Origin of the sequence: Intrasporangium sp. (assembly GCF_040414665.1) — a bacterium.
Classification (GTDB): Bacteria; Actinomycetota; Actinomycetes; order Actinomycetales; family Dermatophilaceae; genus Intrasporangium.
Genome location: NZ_JBEDUL010000064.1, coordinates 1 through 22,948, shown reverse-complemented (window position 1 = coordinate 22,948; position 22,948 = coordinate 1). Strand labels below are relative to the sequence as shown.

Sequence of the window (22,948 nt, the reverse complement as noted above, 5' to 3'; positions counted from 1 at the left end):
CGTGCAGCACGCCGCGCGATCGCGCCTCGCCACCATCCTGCTCGTCGCCCTCACCGCGGTGTGGGGCTCAACGTTCTTCCTCATCAAGGACCTCGTCGAGCACGTGCCGCCGGTCGACTTCCTCGCGGTGCGATTCGCCCTCGCGGCGGTCATCATGGTCATCCTCTTCTGGCGACCGCTCCGGGCGCTGCGCCGCCCGCAGCTGTGGATCGGCATCTGGCTCGGGGCGCTCTACGGCCTTGCCCAGATCTTCCAGACCCAAGGCCTGGCCAGCACCCCCGCCTCGGTGTCCGGATTCATCACCGGCACCTACGTCGTCCTCACCCCGCTCATCACCGCCGTCCTCCTCCGCGAGCGGGTGCCAGGCACGACGTGGGCCGCGGTCGGTCTCGCGACCGCGGGCCTCGCGCTGCTGTCCCTCCGCGGTCTCTCGGTCGGCGTCGGCGAGGCCATCACCCTGCTCGCGGCCGCCCTCTACGCGCTGCACATCGTCGGGCTGGGGCGCCACAGCTCCCACCACATCGCGACCGGTCTGTCCGTCGTCCAGATGGTCGTCATCGCGATCATCTGCACGGTCGGCGCCCTCCCGGGAGGCGTCGTGCTGCCGGAGACACCAGCCGACTGGGCGTCGGTCCTCTACATGGTGGTCTTCGCGAGCATCCTCGCCCTCTGGGTGCAGACCTGGGCGCAGGCGCACATGCCGGCGACGAGAGCCGCCATCGTCATGACGATGGAGCCGGTGTTCGCCACCTTCTTCGCCGTCTGGCTCGGTGGGGAGTCGCTGACGAGGCGGATGGTCATCGGCGGCGGGCTCGTCCTCGTGGCCATGGTCGTCGTCGAGGTGCTCGCCCGCCGACGCCCGGGTGAGCTACCGGCCGAGACGCTCCACCACGAGGTCTGAGACCGGCCACCCGGGAAAGATCAGGTATGCCGCTGAGCCGGCTCAGCGGCATACGTCAACGTCCCAGCCCTGCCGCCCCGCGCGCCAGGAGCGAGGTGAGCACGTCGATGGCATGATCGGTCGCCTCGTCGTCGACGTCGAGGTGCCAGACGAGCCGCACCAACCGGGGGCTGATGGCGTAGCTGCGCACACCGCGGGTGAGCGCCTCAGCAACGAACTCGGGGGCCGCCCACCCGGCCGCGCCGACGTCCACGATGACGATGTTCGTCTCGACCGTGGCCAGGTCGACGCTGCCGGGCGAGGCCTCGGCCATCGCCTCCGCGGCCCGACGTGCCCGCGCGTGGTCGACGGAGAGGCGGTCGATGTGGTGCTCGAGAGCCCAGAGGCCAGCAGCCGCTAGGATGCCTGCCTGGCGCATGCCGCCGCCGAAGCGCTTGCGCCAGATCCGCGCCTCGGCGATCGCGTCCGCCCCGCCGACGAGGACGCTGCCGACGGGCGCTCCGAGCCCTTTGCTGAGGCAGACCGACACCGTGTCGAACTCGCGACCGTAGTCCGCGAGCGGCACGCCGGTCGCCACGTGCGCGTTCCAGAGCCGGGCTCCGTCGAGGTGCATGGCGACGCGGTGCTCGCGGGTCAGCTCGCGCGCCCGACGGATCTCGTCGAGGGACTGGACCGTGCCGCCGCCGAAGTTGTGGGTGTTCTCCACGATGAGCAGCGCAGTGCAGACCTGGTACGGACCCACTCCGGTGATCATGAGCGAGGCCGCGTCGGCGGCCCGGAATCGGCCCCGCTCGGACACCCAGGTGCGCGACGAGATGCCGGAGAGGACGGCGGCAGCGCCCAGCTCGGCGCGAAGGACATGGGCCAGGGAGTCGCCGATGAGCTCCTCCCCCGGCCGGACGTGCAGGCGCACGCCGAGCTGGTTGGCCATCGACCCGGATGGGGTGAAGAGCCCGGCCTCGTGCCCGAGCAGTTCGGCCACCCGCTCCTCGAGCTCCCTGAGGGTCGGGTCCTCCCCGAAGACGTCGTCACCGACGATGGCGGTCGCCATCGCCTCTCGCATGGCGAAGCCCGGACGGGTCACCGTGTCGCTCAGCAGGTCGGCACGGATCGCGGGCGCGCCCAACGTGCCGGACGCCGCCGACGACACGGTCAGGCCTGTCCGAGCATCTCGGCGACGACGAACGCGAGCTCGAGCGACTGCTGGTGGTTCAGGCGCGGGTCGCACAGCGACTCGTAGCGCTTCTCGAGGTCGGCGTCGATGATCTTCTCCGCGCCGCCGAGGCACTCCGTCACGTCGTTGCCGGTCAGCTCGACGTGGATCCCGCCCGGGACCGTGCCGAGCGACCGGTGCACCTCGAAGAAGCCGCGCACCTCCTCGACGATGTCCTCGAAGTCGCGGGTCTTGTAACCGGTCGAGGCCTCGAACGTGTTGCCGTGCATGGGGTCGCAGATCCACGTCACCGTCGCGCCGGACGCGGTCACCTTGTCCACCAGGGCCGGCAGGGCGTCGCGGACCGTGCCGGCGCCCATCCTGGTGATGAAGGTGAGACGGCCCGGGGTCCGGTCGGGGTCGACCTTGTCGATGAGGCGCAGCACCTCGTCGATGTCGGCCTTCGGGCCGAGCTTGACGCCGACCGGGTTGCTGATCCGCGAGACGAAGTCGATGTGAGCGCCGTCGATCTGGCGGGTCCGCTCGCCGACCCAGACGAAGTGTCCGGACGTGTCGTAGAGACGCCCCGACCGGGAGTCGATGCGCGTCAGCGGCCGCTCGTAGTCGAGCACCAGGGCCTCGTGCGCCGCGTAGAACTCGACCGTGCGCATCGCCTCGAAGTCGGCGCCGCATGCCGCCATGAACCGCATCGCCTTGTCGATGTCGCGGGCGAGCTTGTCGTAGCGCGAGTTGGCGGAGTTCGCGACGAAGCCCCGGTTCCACTCGTGGACGTAGCGCAGGTCGGCGTACCCGCCCGTGGTGAACGCGCGGACGAGGTTCAGCGTCGCCGAACTGGCGTGGTAGGCCTGCACCAACCGCCGGGGATCGGGCATCCGGGCCGACTCGTGGAAGGCGAAGTCGTTGACCATGTCCCCTCGGAAGGCGGGCAGCGTCACGCCCTCCCGCGTCTCGACCGAGGACGAGCGCGGCTTCGCGTACTGCCCGGCCATGCGGCCGACCTTGACGACGGGCACGCTGGCGCCGTAGGTCAGCACCGCGGCCATCTGCAGGATCGTCTTGATCCGGTCGCGGATGTTGTCGGCGGTCGCCGAGGCGAAGGTCTCGGCGCAGTCGCCGCCCTGGAGGACGAAGGCATCGCCGACGGACGCGGCGGCCATGCGTTGCGTGAGCTGGTCGCACTCGCCCGCGAAGACGAGCGGCGGATACGAGGCGAGGGTGTCGACCACCTCGGAGAGGGCGGCCGTGTCCGGCCACATGGGTTGCTGCGCGGCCTCGAGCTGGATGGCTGCCGCGTTGAGCGCGGCCAAGGCCTCCGCTCCCGCTCCGGGCTCTCCTGAACCGCCGTCGGTGCCTCGGCTGCCGGCGAAGTCGGTGGTCATCGTCACCCAATCAGGGTAGACGTCGTCGGCCCGTGCTCCGGCCCGGGTCCGCATCCCGAAACCCGCTGGCTCCGCTCGGTCCCAGCCTCGTTGCCGATGGCTGCCGTATGCCGCTGGGCTGGCTTCCGTCGTCACGCGGGCTCGACGGGGTCGATCCCGCGGTCGAACGCGAACCGGACGAGCTCGACGCGGTTGTTCAGATGCAGCTTGCCGAAGATGTTCTGGACGTGGTTCTGGACCGTGCGGTGCGAGAGGAACAGTGCGCTCGCGATCTCCTTGTAGCCCATCCCCGTGGCGACGTACTTGAGGATCTCGGTCTCCCGCTCGGTCAGCTCGGGCACCGGACGCCGCGACGACTTCCGTGCGTCGCGCTCGGATCCGACGCGTCGGAACTCGCCGAGGACGAGGCCCGCGAGACCAGGAGTGAAGACGGGCTCACCCGCGGCCGTGGCCCGCACGGCCGCGATGAACTCGTCCCGACCAGCCGACTTGACGAGGTACCCGAGGGCGCCCGCCTTGACCGCCTCGAGGACGTCCTGCTGGTCGCCGCTCGCCGAGAGGATGAGGATCCGGGTCCTGATCCGAGCGGCGGCAAGGGCCGCGCAGACCTCCGGCCCGGTGAGGCCGGGCAGGTTGAGGTCGAGCACGAGCACGTCCGGCTCGGTGGCCCTCGTCCGGTTCACGGCGGCGCGGCCGTCGTCGGCCGTGGCCACGACGTCGAACCCCGCATCGGCGAGGTCGCGGGCCACGGCATCCCGCCACATGGGGTGGTCATCGGCGACGACCACCCGGATCGGGGCCTTCTCCTCTGTGTTCTCGTCGGTGTTCTCGTCAGTCACCGGTCCTCCTCGACGGTATGCGCAGCTCGACGGTCGTGCCGCCCGCGGATCCGGACCGGAGGGTCGCACTGCCCCCGAGATCCTCGAGCCGCCCGGTGATGCTCGAGGAGACGCCGAGTCGCCCCTGTTCCCGCGCCTCGTCGAGGCGACCGGGCGCCAGGCCACGACCCGAGTCGCGAATGGTCACGCCGACGTGGGCGCCGTCGTCGTCGACCAGCACCCACGCCTGTGCTCCCGGTCCCGCGTGCTTGCGGACGTTGTCGAGAGCGGCCTCGACGGCGGCGACGAGCTCTTCCCCCACGCGCCGCGGCACGACGACCGGATCAGCGGGGACGACGAGATGGATGACGTCGCCCTCGATGTGGCCCAGCAGCGCTCGAAGGTCCGCATCACCGCTGACGGCTCGGCTCACCTCGTCGAGGTCGGCCCGGCTGACCAGGGTCCGGAGGATCCGCTCCTGCTCGGCAGCCATGGCGCCGAGGGTGGCCGCGTCACCCCCGAGGTCCTGTCCGCGGCGGTGGATGTAGGCCAAGGTCTGGAGGACGCCGTCGTGGACGGTCCGGGCCAGGCGGTCGCGCTCGGCCCGGGCGGCGTCGCGACGCATCGCCTCGGCCAGGGTTGCGTGGCTGGCGCGGGCCAGGTCGACGCAGTAGCCGAGGCACCCTCCGAGGAGCAGCCCGAAGATCGAGTTCGTGACCGTGTTGCCGGTCGGGTGGATGACCTCGAGGAACGAGGCGGCGGCGACCGCGGAGGCGGCGAGGACACCACCACGCCAGCCGCGCAGGATGGCCCAGCCGACGATCGCGGCCGAGGGCCAGATCGAGGGAACCGTCTTGGCGCCGCCGGTGATCACCCAGTCATGGTCGACGAGTCGGGTGGCGAGGATGGCCGCGCACCCGAGGACGAGCTCGGTCGCGTACGCGCGCTCCGTGCGCCGCGGTCGAACCGTCTGGGCCGCGGTCCAGCCGGCGAGCAACGCGACGACGGCAACCCCGACGGACAGCTCCGCGACCTCGTCCCTGCGCAACCACAGGGAGTAGGTGGCGTAGGCGAGCGCCAGGACACGGAACACGTCCACTGCGCGCCAGAGGCCACGCACGACCGCGTGTTCGTCGGTTGGACCCATGCGCTTCAGGACGCGGCTTCGACGCCGTGGCCGGTGTCGCCGTCCCTGCCGTCGGCGGCGTCGTCCTGGGAGGCGGCGTCAGCCGAGGTGACGGTGCGGCGGATGACCGGTTTGCCCTCGGCCGCGTCCAGCGCCTCCTCGAGCTCGGGCGCAGCGCTGCCGGGCTTCGCCGCCTCCTGCAGCTCCCGGGCCTTGGCTCGCGCCGCCGCGACGAGCCGGTCCTTCATCGAGGTCGCGTACATGTCGACGTACTCCTGCCCCGAGAGGAGCATCAGCTCGTACATGACCTCGTCCGTGATCGAACGCAGGACGAAGCGGTCGTCCTCCATGCCCTCGTAGCGCGAGAAGTCGAGTGGCTTGCCGATGCGGACCCCGATGCGCATGATGTGCGGCGCCAGCTTGCCGGGCGGCTGCGCCTTGTCCGTGTCGATCATGGCGACCGGGAGGACGGGTGCGCCTGACTCCAGGGCCATGCGGGCCAAGCCGGTCCTGCCCCGGTAGAGGCGGCCATCGGGCGACCGGGTGCCCTCGGGGTAGATGCCGAGCAGCTCCCCTTTGCGCAACACTCGCAGGCCGGAGTTGAGGGCCGCGGTGCTCGCCTTGCCGCCAGAGCGGTCGACGGGCAGCTGGCCGACCCCCTTGAAGAAGGCCTTCGTCAGCCAGCCCTTGAGTCCACTTCCGGTGAAGTAGTCGCTCTTGGCGAGAAAGGTGACCCGGCGCTTGACGAGGAGGGGCAGGAAGATCGAGTCGGAGAACGACAGGTGGTTCGAGGCCAGGATGGCGGCTCCCTCGGCGGGCAGGTTCTCCTCACCCTCGACCCAGGGACGGAAGAGCAGTTTGAGGACCGGCCCGAGGATGATTGTCTTGAGCACCCAGTAGAACAACCCTGTACCACCTCCCACGTCTGCCGCGAGCAGCCTACGGCACTCGCGCCCAGCCGGTATGCCGTGCGAGGATCTGTTCGTGAATGACCGGGACCTCGACGCTGAGTTCGCGCGCATCGTCGCGGGCTGGGACAGCGAGGCACCCGACCCGCAGCAGTCGTCGCCGCCGTTGTCACAGCAGTCCACGCCAACGTCCACCGAGGCAGGAGCGGACGAGGCCGATCCGGGCCCGGTTGCCGGTCCCCCAGGCGTTTTCAAGGACGCGGGTCTCAACCTGCCGATCGCCCCGACGACTGCACACGTGTGGCGAGGCGCGGAACCGGCGGACGACGACGTCGACGAGCTGCTCGAGTCAACCGGGCTGGACGACGAGGACGACCATTTCACACCCCCCACGGAGATGGACCTGCCCACGGCCGAAGAGGACCCGATGTTCTGGGCCATCGTCGTCGGCCTGGGCGGCGGCACGCTCCTGCTCCTCTACGTCCTCTTCTTCGACCGTGGTGGCAGCGGGTGGTGGATCGTCACCGCCATCACGATGATCGTCGTCGGCTTCATCCTGCTCGTCCTGCGTGGCGGCACCGAGCGCGATCCCTTCGACGACGGAACGCGCGTCTGATCAGGAACGGCTCGGGGCGACGTCGACCCACACGGGTCGATGATCGGATGCCGCCGTCAGGTCCTCGGCGTCGAGGTGGGCCAGGTCCTGTTCGGATGCGGGAACGGTGGACAGGTCCGCACTGGCAAAGATGACGTCGAGCGTCGAACGGGGGTCATGCGCTGGGAAGGTCGGCCGCGTGCCAGAGGCGAGCACGAGGCGCCCGGCCAGGCGACGATGGGCGAGCCCGTCCGTCCCCTCATTGAGATCGCCGGCGACGACGGCTCGTGCGGGCAGCCTCGACAGGATTGCGTCTGCGTGCCGCTGGCGTTCCTCCGCCCCCAGGCTCAGGTGCATGCTGAGGACGGTGATCGGGACCCAGCCGGGGAGCGAGACGTCGACAGCGGCATACCCACGAGTGCGGTCGGGGAAGCGGACCGCGAGCCGACGCCTCGACGTCCCGTGGACGCGCAGGCGCAGCGCGGTGAGGACCGCCGTCCCTCCGCTGCCGAGGCGGCCCCCCGCCCAGTAGAGGCCGCACGCGCGCGCGAAGGAGGGCAGGCGAAACTCCGTGGTCAGCCTGCGGGGCACCTCCTGGAGGCAGAGCACGTCAGGACGGAGCGCCCGAACGACTCTTGCCGCGGCGGCACTGTCGGCGGTGAAGTCCTTGACGTTGTAGCTCATGACGCGCAACAGCTCGGCCCGATGCCACGGCGGCCCAGGGCCTCCCTCGGCTCGACCCGACGGCGCTGTCATCGTCCCGACCTGGCGAGCTCTGCGGCGCCGATGAGGCCGGCGTCAGCACCGAGCTGTGCCCGCACGATGCGCGCCTCCGGGCGGTAGCCACGCCCCGGCAGCTGCCGCTTGAAGGCGTCTCGGGCCGGCCCGAGAAGCAGCTCGTCGGCGGCACTGACGCCGCCACCGATCACGAACATGGCCGGATCGAACGCCGCAGCGAGGTTGGCCATGCCGACACCGAGCCAGTCCCCTATCTCGGCCAGCAGCTCCCGCGCGGTCGAGTCCCCCTCCCGGGCGGCCTCCGTGATGACCGGCCCATTGAGCGCGGCCACGTCGCCGCCCAGTCGTGCCACGAGATCCGCGACGACGGGTGAGCCTGCCTCGATCAGCGCGCGGGCCTCGCGGACGAGGGCGTTGCCGCTGGCGTACTGCTCCCAGCAGCCGCGGTTGCCGCATTCGCAGCGCACGCCGCCGGGGACCACCTGCATGTGTCCGTACTCGCCGGCGATCCCGTGACGGCCCCGCTGGACCTCCCCGTCGATGATCAGCGCCCCGCCGATCCCGGTGCCGAGCGTGATGACGACGACGTGGGACTCCCCTCGCGCAGCTCCGAAGGTCCGCTCTGCCCAGGCGGCGGCGTTCGCGTCGTTGTCCACGGTCACGGGCCACGGAACCCGCCCGGCGAGACGGCTGCGGAGTGGCTCCTCGCGCCAGGACAGGTGCGGCGCGAAGAGGACCGTCCCACGGTCCTCGGACACGAAGCCGGCGGCCCCGACGCCGACGGCGACGACATCCGCCGGGTCGAGCCGGTCGACCAGCTCCTCGACGCACGCGGCGATCGTGTCCTCGACGACCGCCGGCGAGGTGGACCGGTCCGGGGTCTCCCGTCGCGTCCGGTCCGCGATCGTGCCGTGCTCGTCGACCACTCCCGCCGCGACCTTCGTGCCGCCGATGTCGATGCCGATCGCCAGGTTGGAGCTCACCCGGGATGCGTCCCCTCGGTCGCCGCATCCGGCGGTGGTGAGTCCTCGGGCTGCCTGCCTCGCTGTGCGTGGGCGAGGTCGCGCAGCCCCGTGGCCGCGAGTTCGACGACGTCGGCCACCCGCTCCAATGAGTCAGGGCTCAGCCGCTGAACGAAGGAGATGAGCTGACAGACCGGGCAGATTCGACACGCGGCCGGTGTGGTGCCGCCACAGCTGCACTCGCCTCGCTCGTCGCTCGAGCCCGTCTCATCGGACCCCTGAGCAGACCCGTCAGCCGGCCGGTCGGTGTGGTGGGAGTGGTCGGACTGCTCGGACTCATCGGACCGCTCGGATCGCGCGGACTGCTCGGGCGCCTTCACTCCCCAGCCCCGCGACGAGAGCAGGTCAACCAGCAGGGCCGCTTCGTCGGCGACCGATCCGGCCGGTGCAGTCCGGGTCCCGTCTCTCGTCTCAGCCACCGCGTCCGGCCTCGGCGCGCTTCTTGAGCTCCTTGAGGGCCGTGTCGACGATGACCTTCTCGGCCTTGCGCTTGAGCATGCCGATCATGGGGATCTTGAGGTCAACCATCAACTGGTAGGTGACCCTCGTCGAGGCACCAAGCTCCTCGAGCGCGTACGAGCCATTCATCGCCTTGAGCACCGTCGCCCGGACCAGCGACCAGGTCAGCACTCCGGTCCCGTCCTCGTCGATGTCCCACTCGTAGTCGAGCACGTACGTGTCCTTGATCGCACCTGCGTCCAGGGTGAACTCGACCTGGTCCGCCCACCCGTCGCCTTCTTCCGCGAGGACCGCCACGTACTTCACTTCGCTCGCCCACTCGGGGTAGGCCTCGAAGTCGGCGATGATGTCGAGCACCTCACCGGGCGAGGCATCGATGACGATGGAGGACTCCGTACGTTCGGCCATGCGCCGAAGGCTATCGCGCGGTGAACCGGACGCGATGGGCCCCACCGGTCGATATGGTGAGGAGAACACTCGAAAACAGGAGTCACCGTGAAGCACAACGACGTGGCAGCACTCGCCCCGCAGACCACCCAGGGGACGTTGGCGGATCTGCCGAAGCGCAACGCCGACGCAGTGCCGGGCCAGAGCGCCTTCAGCAAGAAGGGGACGTCCGACACCTGGATCGACATCACGTTTCACCAGTTCGCCGATGAGGTGACAGCGCTTGCCAAGGGGCTCGTCGCAGCTGGGATCAGGCAGGGCGACCGCGTCGCGCTCATGTCGCGCACCCGATACGAGTGGACCCTGGTGGACTTCGCGGCCTGGGCTGCAGGCGCGGTCGTCGTGCCCATCTACGAGACGTCGTCACCCGAGCAGGTCGAGTGGATCCTGTTGGACTCCGGCGCCAAGTGCGTCGTCGTCGAGTCCACGCGCCACCACGAGGTCATCGACGACGTTCGAGACCGGGTCTCCACCCTCACCGAAATCGTGGAGATCGACGGCGGTGGCATCGAGGACCTCAAGGCTCGAGGCATGGACGTGCCGGACGCGGCACTGGTGGAGGCGCGCGCCGGTCTCGACCGCACCTCGGTCGCCACGATCATCTACACCTCCGGCACGACCGGCCGTCCGAAGGGCGTCCTGCTGACCCACGGGAACTTCCTCGATCTCGTCGAGAACGCCGTCGAGAAGCTCGGCCGCGACGTCCTGGCTCCCGGGTCCTCCACCCTGCTGTTCCTGCCCCTCGCCCACGTCTTCGCGCGCTTCATCGAGGTCCTGTGCGTGGCCGCGCGGGTGCGGATGGGTCACGCCCCGGACATCAAGACGCTCCTCGACGACTTCGCCAGCTTCAAGCCGACGTTCGTCCTCGCCGTCCCCCGGGTCTTCGAGAAGATCTTCAACTCTGCCGAGGCAAAGGCCGCGGCCGGGGGCAAGGAGAAGATCTTCCACCGCGCTGCCACCGTGGCCATCGCCTACAGCGAGGCACTCGACCGCCAGGGCCCGGGCCTCCTGCTTCGTCTCCAGCACCTGCTCTTCGACAAGCTCGTCTACGGCAAGCTCCGAGATGCGATGGGTGGTCGGGTCCGGTACGCCGTCTCAGGTGGCGCGCCACTCGGCACCCGACTGGGTCACTTCTTCCGTGGAATCGGCGTCAACATCCTCGAGGGATACGGTCTGACCGAGTCCACCGCACCCCTGTCGGTCAACATCCCGGGCAAAGTGAAGATCGGCACCGTCGGCCCTCCGCTGCCCGGGACGTCGGTCCGGGTCGCCGACGACGGCGAGATCCTCGTCAAGGGCGTTGGCGTCTTCACCGCCTACCATCAGAACGACCACGCCACCTCGGAGGCCATCCGCGACGGCTGGTTCCACACCGGCGACATCGGTGACCTCGACGAGGACGGCTACCTGCGCATCACCGGCCGCAAGAAGGAGATCCTCGTGACCGCGGCCGGCAAGAACGTCGCCCCCGCGGTGCTCGAGGACCGGCTCAGGGCACACCCGCTCGTGTCCCAGTGCATCGTCGTCGGTGACCAGAAGCCCTTTGTCGCCGCACTGATCACCCTCGACGCCGAGATGTGGCCGCTGTGGGCCCCGACGCACGGCCTCGAGAACGTGCCGCTCGAGGAGGCGCGGACCCACCCGAAGGTGCTCGACGCCCTCCAGCATGCGGTCGATCGGGCGAACCAGGCCGTGAGCAAGGCGGAGTCGATCCGCAAGTTCGCTGTCCTGCCCGGGGACTTCACCGAGGCGAATGGCTACCTGACGCCGTCCCTCAAGATGAAGCGCAACCTCGTCATGAAGGACTTCGAGGCGGACGTCGAGTCCCTCTACTCCTGACGGCTCACGTCGGCCCGACGGCCGGATGGTCAGTCGCTCGGGGCAACGAGGCCGGCGAGTCGGGAGTGCCACCGGGCAATCACCTCCCGACCGGTAGTGCCGAGGCGGCATCTCAGGACGTGCTCCGTCATCGCATCGGCATCCGCCGGGCGCGGGCCGGGAGCTGGCTCGCTCTCGTTCACGGCGCGGAAGAGCGCGACCAGCCCAGTGGTCCCATGGTGGTCGGCGATCGTCCGGGCAAGGGTCAGGGAGAGGCCGTACGCCGTCGCGAGATCACCGCTCGACGCCTGGAACTCGGGCGCAGCCGGCGGGCCGGCCGGTAGCCCGGTCGACCTGATCCGGTCGAGGGTCGACCGCACGAGCTCGCGCTCGGGCAGCTGGACGTCGCGATAGGCGACGAACTCGGCGAGACCCTCGGCCAGCCAGAGCGGCGGTTGTCGCTTCGATGTCCGACGTGTCGTGGCGTGGGTCAGCTCGTGCGCCATGACGACGTCCCGGCCCACGCCGCTCAAGCTGGACCACGCACCGGGCACGACGACGATCCGGTCTGCTCCTGCAGGACGCCCCGGTCCGATGGGGCCGTCGGTGGCCGCCGCGATTCCGTCAAGCCCGTCCACCTCCCGGCCGAGCAGGCGCGCGGCGTCGTCGTCCGTGGCCGGGACCAGCCAGACCGCGGCCTCGGCGGCCCCGAGAACACCCGAGACCCGTCGTGCCGCCGTGCTCGCTCTCCGCGCCACCTCGTCGGCAACGGGGCCAGCTGTGGAGCGGGTCCCGAAGGCGAGGACGAGCGAACGATCCGAGCGGCGAACCTGCAGTCCGTCCAGGTCCCACGGCTCGGGCCGCTCGTCGGGATGAGATCCGGTGAGGACCACTGTCTCGCCCGGTCGTGCCGGGTCGGCCGCAAAGCTCAGGGCCAGATGGAAGGTGCGCGGAGAGTCGTCGAAGCCCGTGATCCGGTACTCCAACGTGGCTCGGGACTCCCACGTGGCCGACTTCCCGGGCATCGAGGGACCCGGTGATCGAGTCTCCTCCATGGATCGAAGTCGCAGCTGCTCCACCCGGATCGCCTGCATCCGCGCGAAGACCTTCTCTTGCGCCGTCCGGAGGTCGCGTCCCCGCACTCCTGCGAGCCAGGCCCGTACGTCCCCCGTGACCAGAGCCGCGGCCCGGGCTCGGATCAGCTCGCTGCCGGCGGACTCCCGCGCATCACGCCACGCCTCCTGCTGGACCGTCGCGGTGGACGTTACGGCGGTAGTGGTTGCGGCGCTGGGTCCACGTGGCGGCGCGGACGAGCACCCGCCCGTCAGCGTCGCCGCGATCAGGCTCGCGAGAGCTGCGGCGCGGAGGCCGGCTCGTCCCATCGAGCCATGGTGGCACGATCGCCGAGCCGACTCAGACGGCGGTCCGCCCCGCGCGCACCGGTCGAAGGCCACCCAGGTCCTCGTCCGGCTCGGCCCGGGCAGCGTGTGCCGCATCGGCCGTGACGAGTCCGGCAGCCAGGAGCACGGACACCGCCCGGCGTTCGGCGCGGTCGAGCGGCAGTCCCCTCGTGGCGGGTGCGGGGGTCCCCACAGGGAGGTCCGTCAACGCCGTCACCATGCAGTCAGCGCAGTGGACGTCCCGGACGGGGCAGGTCTGGCAGTCGATGAGCATCACCGGCTCCACCCTTCTTCCTCGTTGCGAGCTGTCGACGCACACGCTACGGACGGCCACCGACAACGGTGCGACCGTCGCGCCTCCGTGGCTGTGTCAGCCCAGCGGCATACGGTCGGCGCATGCAGGCGATCCAGGCGACGTTCGATGACCTCGGCACCCGCCTGATGGACGTCACCTTCGTCGTCGTCGACCTCGAGTCGACCGGCGGCAGTCCGGAGCAGTGTGGCATCACCGAGATCGGCGCGGTCAAGGTCCGCGGCGGCGAGGTGCTGGGAGAGTTCCAGACGCTCGTCAACCCAGCCGAGCCGATCCCGGCCTTCATCTCGGTGCTCACGGGCATCACCGACGCCATGGTGATCGACGCGCCGCGCATCGAGGCCGCCTTCCCGGCGTTCCTCGAGTTCGCCGCCGGCAGCGTTCTCGTCGCCCACAATGCCGGCTTCGACGTCAGCTTTCTCAAGTCCGCTGCGCGCCGCACGGGCACCCCGTGGCCGGGGTTCGACGTCCTCGACACGCTGACACTCGCACGCCAGCTCGTGACCAACGACGAGTCGCCGAACCACAAGCTCTCGTCGCTGGCCCGGGTGTTCGCCTCGACCACGACTCCTGACCACCGCGCACTGCACGACGCGCGTGCCACTGTTGACGTGCTCCACGGTCTGATCGAGCGCGTCGGCAACCTGGGCGTCCACACGCTCGAGGAGCTCTCCAGCTACACGTCGCGAGTCAGCCCCGCGCTGCGGCGCAAGCGGTTCCTGGCCGAGCCGCTCCCCCATGCTCCCGGCGTCTACGTCTTCAAGGACCGGGACGGCCGGGTGCTCTACGTGGGCACGAGCCGAGACATCCGATCGCGCGTCCGCAGCTACTTCACCGCGTCGGAGCAACGCAGCCGAATGGCCGACATGGTTCGGCTGGCTCACGCCGTCACCCCCGTGGTGTGCCAGACGGCCCTGGAGGCCCAGGTGCGCGAGCTCCGCCTCATCGACGAACACCAGCCCCGGTTCAACCGCAGGTCCAAGAACGGCCGGCGGGTCGTGTGGGTCAAGCTGACGAGCGAGCGGTTCCCGCGCCTGTCGATCGTGAAGCAGGTGCGCGACGACCGAGCCCACTACATCGGGCCGTTCCGATCGCGCGCCAGCGCGCAGTCCGCCGTTGATGCGGTCCACGAGATCGTCCCGCTCCGGCAGTGCAGGCAACGGATCACCGGGAAGGAGGCTGCCTGTGCTTTGGCGGAGCTCGGGCGCTGCGGGTCGCCCTGCACCGGTGCCCAGTCCGATGCCGACTATGCACTGGTTGCCGCAGACTGCGCGGCGCTCTTCTCCGGCAACGCACGACCCGGCGCCAGCCGGCTGAGGTCCCGGCTCGAGGAGCTCGCGGCACAGGAGCGCTTCGAGGACGCAGCCCGCGTCCGAGACCGCTTCCTCCAGCTGGTTCGGGGCGCGGCACGCTCACAACGGCTCGCTCCGCTGAGGACGGCCCGCGAGGTCGTGGCTGCTCGACGGCACGAGTCCGGTGGTTGGGAGCTGGTGTGCGTCCGATACGGCAGGCTCGCGGGCGCGGTCGTCAGCCCGCGCGGCGCCGACCCCATGGTGCACGTGCGCAATCTCCAGGCAACCGCGGAGGTCGTTCCCGCACCGGTGGCCGAGGCGGCGGCGGCGTTGACCGAGGAGACCGAGATCGTGCTGCGGTGGCTCGAGGCACCGGGTGTTCGCATCGTCGAGCTCGACGGCTCATGGACCTGCCCCGTCGGTGGGGCCGGGGCGGTGCGCCACGAGCTGGAGCCAGCCGTTGCCGCCGCCTTCGACGTCGTCGGCTTCGACCGGGACGCCAGCCTCGATGCCAGGCCCAGAGGCGGGCGGAAGCGGTCCCGCGACCGCTTCCGGCGTGCGGGATAGGGTTGGGCCGTGATCACCGCCATCGTCTTGGTCAACTGCGAGGTCAACCGCATCCCGGAGGCTGCGGAGGAGATCGCCGAGATCCCGGGTGTGTCCGAGGTCTACTCCGTCACCGGCGACGCCGACCTCATCGCCATGGTCCGGGTGCGCGCTCACGAGGAGCTCGCCGACATCATCGCGGACCGGCTGAGCAAGGTCCAGGGCGTGGTCGGCACCTCCACGCACATCGCCTTCCGGACCTACTCCGCGCACGATCTCGAGGCAGCCTTCAGCCTCGGCCTCGACGGCGACTAGCCGTTCAGGAGCGAGTGACCTCGATCCACCGCTCGACGACCCGGGTTGCGGCACCGGAGTCGATGGCCTCCGCGGCCCGGTCCAAGCCAGCCTTCAGGTCGCGGTCGAACGACGTCTGGTCGTCGCCGGAGTCGGGTTCGGTCAGTGCCAGGGCGATGCCTGTATTGAGGAGCACGGCGTCCCGGACCGCGCCGGTCGCGCCGGCGAAGACATCGCGGACCACGGCTGCATTGTGCGCCGCGTCCCCGCCACGCAGCGCCTCCGTCGGGTGCAGCTCGAGCCCGAGCCGGGTCGGCTCGACCGCGCGGTCCCGGACCTGCCCATCGCGGACCCACCACACGGTCGTTGTCGTGGACACAGTCACCTCGTCGAGCCCGTCGTCCCCGCGGAAGACCGCCGCATCCTTGCCCCGACTGGCGAACACGCCCGCGAGCAGCGGGGCCATGCCGGCATCGGCACAACCGATCGCTGCGTAGGTCGGCTGGGCCGGGTTGGTCAGCGGGCCGAGGAAGTTGAACGCGCTGCCGACGCCGAGCTCTCTCCTGGGTACCGCCGTGTGCCGGAAGGAGGGATGGAAGGTCTGGGCAAAGCAGAACGTGATGCCCGCCTCCCGGGCCACCTCGACGACCCGCTCCGGAGAAAGCGACAGGTCGATCCCGAGCGCCTCGAGGACGTCGGCCGAACCGGACGACGACGACGCTGCACGGTTGCCGTGCTTGACCACCCGGACTCCGGCAGCAGCAGCCACGATGGACGACATCGTCGAGATGTTCACCGTGTGCGCTCGGTCTCCCCCGGTGCCGACGATGTCGAGACTCGGTCCCTCCACCTCGATCCGGTGTGCGCGCGACAGCATGACCTGCGCCAACCCGTGCATCTCCTCGACGCTCTCGCCCTTGGCCCGTAGGCCCACGAGGAAGCCGGCGATCTGAGCTGGTGTGGCCGCACCGTCCATGATCTGCGCCATGGCCCACTCGACGGCCGCCTGGTCGAGGTCACGGCCGGCTATCAGGTCGGTGTAGATGGTCGGCCAGGTCAGCGCATCATCGTGCGTCATCACGCGAGGGGGCTCAGGCACTCGGCACGGAAGAACGTGCGAGCAGGCTCACCGCCGCGGTGAGGTCGACCGGGTCCAGCGGGTGCGGCACGGCTAGGTCCGCCAGCGACCATGCCGCAAGCCAGGCGTCCTGGGGACGCCCGGTCAGCACGATGACCGGAGGGCAGTGGAAGATCTCGTTCTTCAGCTGGCGAGCCAGGCCCATGCCACCGACCTTGGCCGCCTCGCCGTCGAGGATCAGGATGTCGAACGGCTCGCTCTCGACGGCACTGACGACCGCTGCGGCGGTGGCGCACTCGAGCCAGTGCACGACCTCGACGTCCTTGGCGGGACGACGGCCCACCGCGGCACGGACCGCGTCGCGGGTCGTGACGTCGTCGCTGTAGAGCAGCACGTTCACCTGGTGCACCGGCGCCGTGCCCGGGCGCTCGGTGGCGATCTCGTTCGAGGCGGTCATGCCGCCGATGCTACCGGTCGCCAGCGAGCCGTCGGGCGCACCCTGACACCGCCCGTTCCTGGGCCCTCGATGTGTCATGACGTGCGCAAACGTCACGAATTCGTCAGTACCCCTTTGAAAACAGGGGGTCGCTCTCACACTCAGGAACGAATGTGGGAATAATGACCGACGTGGCGACAGCATCAGCAGTTCCTTCCAGCGCAGTAGCGACGGCCGGGCATGGACCGGCGACCCGCCCCAACATGGTTGCCGTTGGCACCATCGTGTGGCTCTCGAGCGAGCTCATGTTCTTCGCGGGTCTGTTCGCGGTGTACTTCCAGCTCCGGTCCGTCCGGGGGGACCTGTGGGCGGTGCAGGTGGAGAAGCTCAACCTGCCCTTCGCCTCGGTCAACTGCCTCGTCCTGGTCATCTCCTCCGTGTGGTGCCAGCTCGGCGTGTGGAAGGCGGAGCGTGGCCAGAAGGCCCGCACGGGCTCTCTCCTCGACCTGAAGAACTGGGGCATGAGGGAGTGGTATGTCGTCACCTACCTCTTCGGCGCCTTCTTCATCGCGGGCCAGGTGATGGAGTACGCCGAGCTCGTCCACCAGGGCGTCACCCTGAGCTCCGACGCCTACGGCTCCGTCTTCTACATGGCGACCGGCTTCCACGGTCTGCACGTGACGGGTGGCCTGCTCGCCTTCCTGCTCATCATCGCGCGTACCTTCACGACTCGTCGCTACACGCACGCGAACGCAACGGGAGCCGTTGTCACGTCGTACTACTGGCACTTCGTCGACGTCGTCTGGATCGCGCTCTTCGCCACCATCTACATCCTCCAATGACCTCCACTGCGCCCCGTGCGCCAGGCCCGACCAGCACCACTTGCACCGCCCCGACGGACGACAGGACCTCACAGTGAACGCCTTGGCCGCACGCCGACGACACCCCGCCGCGATAGCGCTGCTCATCCTCGTCGGCCTGCTCATCATGGGTGGCGCGTACTCCTTCATCGCCCCCAAGGACGCCAACGCGTCCACGGCCGTCGCGACGGCCTCCGTCGAGGAGGGCCAGAAGCTCTTCCTCGGCAACTGCGCCTCCTGCCACGGCACCAACGCCCAGGGCACGGCGTCCGGTCCCTCCCTCGTGGGGGTTGGCGCAGCGGCGGTCGACTTCCAGGTCGGTACCGGCCGGATGCCGATGGCCAGGCCGGATGTCCAGGCCCCGCGCAATGACGTCAAGTTCGACGACGACCAGATCGCCTCGCTCGCCGCCTACGTCGCCACGCTCGGCCCCGGCCCGGCGATCCCCGACAAGAAGTACACGACCGTCATCGAGCCCGGCACGCCGGAGAACAACCGCGCCATCGCCGAGGGCGGCGTCATCTTCCGCGTGAACTGCGCCATGTGCCACAACTTCGCGGGCGCCGGCGGTGCCCTGACGCGCGGGAAGTACGCCCCCGGCCTCCAGGACGTCGAGCCCCGACACATGTACTCCGCCATGGTGACGGGCCCGCAGTCGATGCCGGTCTTCAGCGACACCAACCTCACCCCCGAGGCGAAGCAGAAGGTCATCTCCTACCTCAAGGCGCAGGAGCAGGCCACCAGCGTCGGAGGTCTGAGCCTGGGCAACCTCGGCCCGGTGTCCGAGGGCTTCTTCGCCTGGATCTTCATGCTCGGCATCCTCATCGCGGCGGCTGTGTGGCTCGGCAAGAAGGCGGCATGAGCCAGACAGCCGCTCGCCCGGCGCCCCGCCCCAACCCGACCGTCCCGATCATGAGCGACAGGACATCGAACCGATGAACGACAACGAGACCAGCGTGGCACCGGTCGAGGGCAGGGCCGTTGTGCCCGCCTCCGGTGACGGCCAGGTCCTGCCGGCGTCCCTGGCAACCGGGCCCGACACCTTCGAGAACCCGGGCCTGCCGCCGCACATCCCGCGCGCGTCCGACGTGGACCCCAAGGCAGCCAAGCGCGCCGAGCGCCAGATCGCCACGATGTTCGGCATCTCGATGCTCGGGGCGCTCGTGTTCGTGGTCAGCTACTTCGCGATCCGGGACGAGGCCACCTTCTTCCTGCCCGGCGTCGGCAAGGCGAGCACCCAGAACGTCGTCCTCGGCCTCTCCCTCGGCGTCTCCGTGCTCTTCATCGGCCTCGGGGCGGTGCACTGGGCGAAGACCCTGATGTCCGACGTCGAGATCACCGAGGAGCGCCACGTCCAGGCCTCGAGCCAGGAGGAGCGGGCCGAGGCGGTCGGCGTCGTCAGCGAGGGCGTCGACTCGACCGGCCTGACCCGGCGCCCCATCCTCAAGTACTCCCTCGGTGGCGCTCTCGGCCTGTTTGCACTGCCGCTGGGCCTTCAGGTGGTGGGGTCCCTCGGCCCGACCACCGTGGGCGAGCTCAAGGAGACGCTCTGGGACCCCGTGAACAACGGCGGGCAACCGATCCGGCTCATGCGTGACCCCGAGATGACCCCGATCAAGCTCTCGGATGTCACGAACGGGTCCGTCTTCCACGTCATGCCCGAGACGCTCCAGCACTCCATCGACGAGGGTCGCCACGTCCTCGAGGGCAAGGCCAAGGCAGCCGTCATCCTGATCCGCCTCGACCCCAACCTCATCAAGGTCCAGAAGGCCCGCGACTGGGGTGTCGACGGGGTGGTCGCCTACTCCAAGATCTGCACGCACGTGGGGTGCGCGGTGGGGCTCTACGAGCAGCAGACGCACCACCTGCTGTGCCCGTGCCACCAGTCCACCTTCGACCTGACCGAGGACTGCAAGGTCATCTTCGGCCCGGCCAAGCGTGCGCTGCCGCAACTCAAGATCACCGTGGACGACGAGGGCTATCTCGTCGCACCCGACGGCTTCGCGGAGCCCGTCGGACCGAGCTTCTGGGAGCGTAAGCGATGAGCGCCACCTACCAGCCCCGCCATGCCGGGGCGCTGCGCGACGGCGACGGGGCGGCCGCGGAGCGACGGGCCGAGCAGAAGCCACTCGGCGGTATCGCCGGCTGGATCGACGACCGGACCGGCCTCGCCAAGGGGTCGAGCACCCTGCTCCGGAAGGTCTTCCCCGAGCACTGGTCGTTCATGCTCGGCGAGATCGCGATGTACTCGCTGATCGTCTGCCTGCTCACCGGCGTCTTCCTCACGTTCTGGTTCGTCCCGAGCATGACCCAGGTCGTCTATGACGGGTCCTACGTGCCGCTGCAGGGCGTCATCGTCTCCGACGCCTACCGGTCGACGCTGGACATCTCCTTCGACATCCGGGGTGGGCTGCTCATCCGCCAGATCCACCACTGGGCCGCCCTGATCTTCGTCGTCGCGGTCTTCGTGCACATGGCCCGGATCTTCTTCACCGGCGCCTTCCGCAAGCCGCGCGAGATCAACTGGGTCTTCGGCACCATCCTGTCGCTGCTCGCCTGCATCGAGGGCTTCGCCGGGTACTCACTGCCCGACGACCTCCTCTCCGGAACGGGCATCCGGGCGATGAACGGCTTCGTCCAGTCCGCACCGATCATCGGCTCCTACCTGTCGTACTTCATCTTCGGTGGCGCCTTCCCCGGCGAGCAGATCATCCCGATCCTCTACTCCGTGCACATCCTGCTCATCCCGGCGATCCTGGTCGGGCTGTTCATCCTGCACATCGTGCTCGTCTTCGTGCACAAGCACACGCAGTACCCCGGGCCGGGCCGGACGAACAACAACGTGGTCGGCTATCCGTTCATGCCGGTGTACATCGCGAAGGCCGGTGGGTTCTTCTTCATCGTCTTCGGCGTCATCGCCCTCGTCGCGGCCGTCGTCACGATCAACCCGATCTGGGCCTACGGACCCTACGACCCGTCGCCGATCACCGCCGGCTCCCAGCCGGACTGGTACATGGGCTTCGCCGACGGAGCGCTGCGCCTCGTGCCTGGCTGGCTCGAGTTCGTGTCCTGGGGCGACTTCACCTGGAGCATGAACATCTTCCCGTTCTCGCTCATCCTGCTGCCCCTCATGTGGACGATCATCGGCGTCTACCCCTTCGTCGAGAAGTGGGTGACCCGTGACAACCGCGAGCACCACCTGCTCGACCGTCCCCGCAACGCGCCGACCCGGACCGGCATCGGCGTGGCCGGCATCGTGATGTACTGCGTGCTCATGTTCGCCGCGGGCAACGACCTCATGGCGATCAAGCTGCACCTGTCCATCAACGACATCACCAATGCGTTGCGGCTGCTGTTCTTCATCGGCCCGCCCATCGCGTTCTGGATCACCAAGCGGATCTGCCTCAGCCTGCAACGTGCCGACCGCCAGAAGGTCCTGCACGGCCGCGAGACGGGAACGATCTGGCGCCACGCCGATGGCCGGTTCGAAGAGATCCACGCACCGCTCACGCCGGACGAGCGTTGGCCGCTCGTCCAGCACGAGGTGGCCGAGCCGCTTGAGCTCGTCCAGGAGGTCGACGCCAACGGCGTCGCCAGCCCCGCTGCCCGCAAGGAGCGCCTGCGCGCCAAGCTGTCGCGGTTCTACTTCCGTGACCGAGTGGCACCTGCGACCCCGTCCGAGCTCGAGGCCGCCCACCACGAGCACGAGGTGCAGGAGACCCAACCGATGTCCGTCGCCCCTGAGGAGATCGAGCCGGCAGCCCGGCACTGATCCGGATTTGTCTCACTCAGTTCGCAGGATGGCCCCACCGCAAACTCAGCGGTGGGGCCGTTCCGTGCTCACGGCACATCCTCGCCTGCAGGGCCTGTACGGCAGTGTCCCGTATGCCGCTGACCCGGCTTCTCGTCGTTGGTGGCCGCGTGCGCTCGGACCGTCTCAGGCGCCCCAGTGGACGCCCTCTGGGGTGGCCACGGGAGTGGCCGACCGACGTGCGAGACTCGCCTCGTGCAGCACCTGAGTGACGCCGAGTTCGAGGCCGCGGTCGGTGATGCGCTGGACACCATCCCGCCGAGGCTGGCCCGCGCCATGGACAACGTCGTCGTGCTTGTCGAACAGGAGCCGCCAGCGGACGATCCCGAGCTGCTCGGTGTCTACGACGGCACTCCCCTGACAGAACGGGACGGCTGGTGGGCGGCCGGCGCCTTGCCGGACCGGATCACGATCTTTCAGGGCCCGCTGGAGCGGATGTGCTCATCCGTCGAGGAGCTGCGGGAGGAGATCGCCATCACCGTCGTCCACGAGATCGCACACCATTTCGGCATCGACGACAGGCAGCTCCACGAGCTGGGTTGGGGCTGAGCCTCGCCTGCCTCCAGTTCCGCGACTGGACCGCGGTTCGAGGTTGGAGTTCGCTCTCGAGAGCGAGTCGTCACCTCGAACCGCAGGTCAGTTTGGTCCGCTGGGCAGTCGGACGGTTGGACTTTCGGGCCGGTTTCCGAGATCCGAAGTCCGGGCCCTTTACCGGGGCCAGGGATGGGATTACCGTCGGAGGACAAGCCCATCGATCGGACGGAGGTGCCTTCAGATGTTCTCTCCCACACGATCGCACCGCAAGCCGGAGGGGCCGTGAGCCAGGCCCACAGAATGTCGAAGGGGAAGGACCACCATCCTTCCCCTTCGCGCTGTTCGGCTGAACGTCAGATGGAGTACTCGCCGGAGAAGGACTCGAACACCCAGAGAACCACGGCGACAACTCCGACGAAGGCACCGACGATGAACAGCCACCAGCCGATGGCCAGGCCGGCGAACATGAGCGCACCTGCACCGGCCAGCCACAGCGGCGTCCAGGAGCTCGCCACGAAGTAGCCGTAGTTGCCCTCAGCCTCGGCGATCTCGCCGCTGGCGTTGTCCTCCGGTCGAAGCGGCAGCTTCCGACCGGTCATGAAGAAGTAGAAGCCGCTGAGCAGGAACAGGCCGGCGGTGAGCGCCAGCGCCACGACGCCGATCGGCTCCTTCCAGTCGGACCAGAACCCGTAGACCAGCGTGATCGGGGCGAAGAAGGCGAAGAGGTAGAAGAACAGCTTGGTCTCGACGCGCATCGTCAGTCTCCGAACGGGTCTCGGTTGGTGGTCGGACGCTCACCGGCCGTCTCGTCGAGGTCCGCCGGTCCCATCACCTGGGCCAGCGTTCCCCGATCCGGCACCGGCGTGGCGCCAGGCGCGGCTTCGGGGTGGTGGAGGTCGAAGGCGGGGCGCTCGGAGCGGATCCGGGGAAGCGAGGTGAAGTTGTGCCGCGGCGGCGGTGACGAGGTGGCCCACTCGAGCGAGGCGCCGTAGCCCCAGG

General features: G+C 69.4%; 24 protein-coding genes and 1 pseudogene. 10 read left to right on the top strand and 15 right to left on the bottom strand.

What is annotated here, in order from left to right; genetic code table 11:
• Position 1 precedes the first annotated feature (1 nt).
• On the top strand, positions 2-901 hold the full coding sequence (locus ABF401_RS07040) for a DMT family transporter (protein WP_353508830.1): 900 nt from the start codon (positions 2-4) through the stop codon (positions 899-901).
• A gap of 55 nt (positions 902-956) precedes the next feature.
• Here ABF401_RS07040 and ABF401_RS07035 read toward each other — a convergent pair whose 3' ends face one another.
• From ABF401_RS07035 to ABF401_RS07015, 5 genes are all read right to left on the bottom strand, one after another.
• Positions 957-2,051 carry a threonine aldolase family protein gene (locus tag ABF401_RS07035; protein ID WP_353508829.1) on the bottom strand — a complete coding sequence of 365 codons (1,095 nt, stop codon included), beginning with the start codon at positions 2,049-2,051 and terminating at the stop codon, positions 957-959.
• Between the two features lie 2 nt (positions 2,052-2,053).
• The gene (locus ABF401_RS07030) at positions 2,054-3,508 is read right to left on the bottom strand and encodes a class II 3-deoxy-7-phosphoheptulonate synthase (protein ID WP_353508998.1); all 1,455 of its coding nucleotides are present in this window, start codon (positions 3,506-3,508) and stop codon (positions 2,054-2,056) included.
• A gap of 77 nt (positions 3,509-3,585) precedes the next feature.
• Positions 3,586-4,293 carry a response regulator gene (locus ABF401_RS07025; RefSeq protein WP_353508828.1) on the bottom strand — a complete coding sequence of 236 codons (708 nt, stop codon included), beginning with the start codon at positions 4,291-4,293 and terminating at the stop codon, positions 3,586-3,588.
• Positions 4,286-5,419 carry a MacS family sensor histidine kinase gene (gene macS, locus ABF401_RS07020; RefSeq protein WP_353508827.1) on the bottom strand — a complete coding sequence of 378 codons (1,134 nt, stop codon included), beginning with the start codon at positions 5,417-5,419 and terminating at the stop codon, positions 4,286-4,288. The genes ABF401_RS07025 and macS overlap by 8 nt, the downstream gene beginning before the upstream one ends.
• A 5-nt stretch (positions 5,420-5,424) precedes the next feature.
• A complete protein-coding gene (locus ABF401_RS07015; protein WP_353508997.1) occupies positions 5,425-6,303 on the bottom strand; it encodes a lysophospholipid acyltransferase family protein in 879 nt (292 codons plus the stop codon).
• Positions 6,304-6,382: 79 nt separating this feature from the next.
• Between ABF401_RS07015 and ABF401_RS07010 the strand changes: the two genes are divergently transcribed.
• The gene (locus ABF401_RS07010; protein ID WP_353508826.1) at positions 6,383-6,922 is read left to right on the top strand and encodes a hypothetical protein; all 540 of its coding nucleotides are present in this window, start codon (positions 6,383-6,385) and stop codon (positions 6,920-6,922) included.
• Here ABF401_RS07010 and ABF401_RS07005 read toward each other — a convergent pair whose 3' ends face one another.
• The 4 genes from ABF401_RS07005 to ABF401_RS06990 are packed head-to-tail and all read right to left on the bottom strand — an operon-like array spanning position 6,923 to position 9,528.
• Entirely contained in the window at positions 6,923-7,657 is a 735-nt protein-coding gene (locus tag ABF401_RS07005) for an endonuclease/exonuclease/phosphatase family protein (RefSeq protein WP_353508825.1), read from the bottom strand. It abuts the gene before it with no gap.
• On the bottom strand, positions 7,654-8,622 hold the full coding sequence (locus ABF401_RS07000; RefSeq protein ID WP_353508824.1) for an ROK family glucokinase: 969 nt from the start codon (positions 8,620-8,622) through the stop codon (positions 7,654-7,656). The genes ABF401_RS07005 and ABF401_RS07000 overlap by 4 nt, the downstream gene beginning before the upstream one ends.
• On the bottom strand, positions 8,619-9,080 hold the full coding sequence (locus ABF401_RS06995) for a hypothetical protein (protein ID WP_353508823.1): 462 nt from the start codon (positions 9,078-9,080) through the stop codon (positions 8,619-8,621). Before ABF401_RS06995 ends, ABF401_RS07000 begins: the two co-directional genes overlap by 4 nt.
• Complete coding sequence (locus ABF401_RS06990; RefSeq protein WP_353508822.1) at positions 9,073-9,528, bottom strand: SRPBCC family protein; 456 nt, start codon at positions 9,526-9,528, stop codon at positions 9,073-9,075. The genes ABF401_RS06995 and ABF401_RS06990 overlap by 8 nt, the downstream gene beginning before the upstream one ends.
• An 87-nt stretch (positions 9,529-9,615) precedes the next feature.
• Between ABF401_RS06990 and ABF401_RS06985 the strand changes: the two genes are divergently transcribed.
• A complete protein-coding gene (locus ABF401_RS06985) occupies positions 9,616-11,406 on the top strand; it encodes an AMP-dependent synthetase/ligase (protein WP_353508821.1) in 1,791 nt (596 codons plus the stop codon).
• 29 nt (positions 11,407-11,435) lie between these two features.
• Here the strand turns inward: ABF401_RS06985 and ABF401_RS06980 are convergent, their stop codons facing one another.
• Entirely contained in the window at positions 11,436-12,767 is a 1,332-nt protein-coding gene (locus ABF401_RS06980) for a hypothetical protein (protein ID WP_353508820.1), read from the bottom strand.
• Positions 12,768-12,798: 31 nt separating this feature from the next.
• Positions 12,799-13,059, bottom strand: a complete 261-nt coding sequence (locus ABF401_RS06975) for a hypothetical protein (protein ID WP_353508996.1) — start codon at positions 13,057-13,059, stop codon at positions 12,799-12,801.
• A 122-nt stretch (positions 13,060-13,181) separates the two neighbouring features.
• Here ABF401_RS06975 and ABF401_RS06970 point away from each other — a divergent pair, with 122 nt between their 5' ends.
• A complete protein-coding gene (locus ABF401_RS06970; RefSeq protein ID WP_353508819.1) occupies positions 13,182-14,957 on the top strand; it encodes a DEDD exonuclease domain-containing protein in 1,776 nt (591 codons plus the stop codon).
• 9 nt (positions 14,958-14,966) lie between these two features.
• Positions 14,967-15,251, top strand: coding sequence for an Lrp/AsnC family transcriptional regulator (locus ABF401_RS06965; RefSeq protein ID WP_353508818.1), 285 nt, complete (start codon positions 14,967-14,969; stop codon positions 15,249-15,251).
• 4 nt (positions 15,252-15,255) lie between these two features.
• Here the strand turns inward: ABF401_RS06965 and trpD are convergent, their stop codons facing one another.
• The gene (gene trpD / locus ABF401_RS06960; RefSeq protein ID WP_353508817.1) at positions 15,256-16,308 is read right to left on the bottom strand and encodes an anthranilate phosphoribosyltransferase; all 1,053 of its coding nucleotides are present in this window, start codon (positions 16,306-16,308) and stop codon (positions 15,256-15,258) included.
• A 13-nt stretch (positions 16,309-16,321) separates the two neighbouring features.
• Complete coding sequence (locus ABF401_RS06955; protein ID WP_353508816.1) at positions 16,322-16,765, bottom strand: PleD family two-component system response regulator; 444 nt, start codon at positions 16,763-16,765, stop codon at positions 16,322-16,324.
• 161 nt (positions 16,766-16,926) lie between these two features.
• On the opposite strand from ABF401_RS06955, the gene ctaE reads away from it, so the two are divergent.
• The 5 genes from ctaE (at position 16,927) to ABF401_RS06930 (ending at position 21,964) form a co-directional block, all read left to right on the top strand.
• Positions 16,927-17,586 (top strand): aa3-type cytochrome oxidase subunit III, encoded by a 660-nt coding sequence (gene ctaE / locus ABF401_RS06950; RefSeq protein ID WP_353508815.1) that lies wholly within the window; start codon positions 16,927-16,929, stop codon positions 17,584-17,586.
• Between the two features lie 73 nt (positions 17,587-17,659).
• Positions 17,660-18,466, top strand: coding sequence for a cytochrome bc1 complex diheme cytochrome c subunit (qcrC, locus tag ABF401_RS06945; protein ID WP_353508814.1), 807 nt, complete (start codon positions 17,660-17,662; stop codon positions 18,464-18,466).
• A 73-nt stretch (positions 18,467-18,539) separates the two neighbouring features.
• Positions 18,540-19,649, top strand: a complete 1,110-nt coding sequence (gene qcrA, locus ABF401_RS06940; RefSeq protein WP_353508813.1) for a cytochrome bc1 complex Rieske iron-sulfur subunit — start codon at positions 18,540-18,542, stop codon at positions 19,647-19,649.
• Positions 19,646-21,376 (top strand): cytochrome bc1 complex cytochrome b subunit, encoded by a 1,731-nt coding sequence (gene qcrB / locus ABF401_RS06935; protein ID WP_353508812.1) that lies wholly within the window; start codon positions 19,646-19,648, stop codon positions 21,374-21,376. Before qcrA ends, qcrB begins: the two co-directional genes overlap by 4 nt.
• A gap of 234 nt (positions 21,377-21,610) precedes the next feature.
• Complete coding sequence (locus tag ABF401_RS06930; RefSeq protein WP_353508811.1) at positions 21,611-21,964, top strand: metallopeptidase family protein; 354 nt, start codon at positions 21,611-21,613, stop codon at positions 21,962-21,964.
• Between the two features lie 338 nt (positions 21,965-22,302).
• Here ABF401_RS06930 and ctaF read toward each other — a convergent pair whose 3' ends face one another.
• Together ctaF and ABF401_RS06920 are read right to left on the bottom strand one after the other, a co-directional pair.
• Positions 22,303-22,704 carry an aa3-type cytochrome oxidase subunit IV gene (gene ctaF, locus ABF401_RS06925; protein ID WP_353508810.1) on the bottom strand — a complete coding sequence of 134 codons (402 nt, stop codon included), beginning with the start codon at positions 22,702-22,704 and terminating at the stop codon, positions 22,303-22,305.
• Between the two features lie 2 nt (positions 22,705-22,706).
• Positions 22,707-22,948 (bottom strand): annotated as a pseudogene (locus ABF401_RS06920) (aa3-type cytochrome oxidase subunit I); the annotation flags it as partial.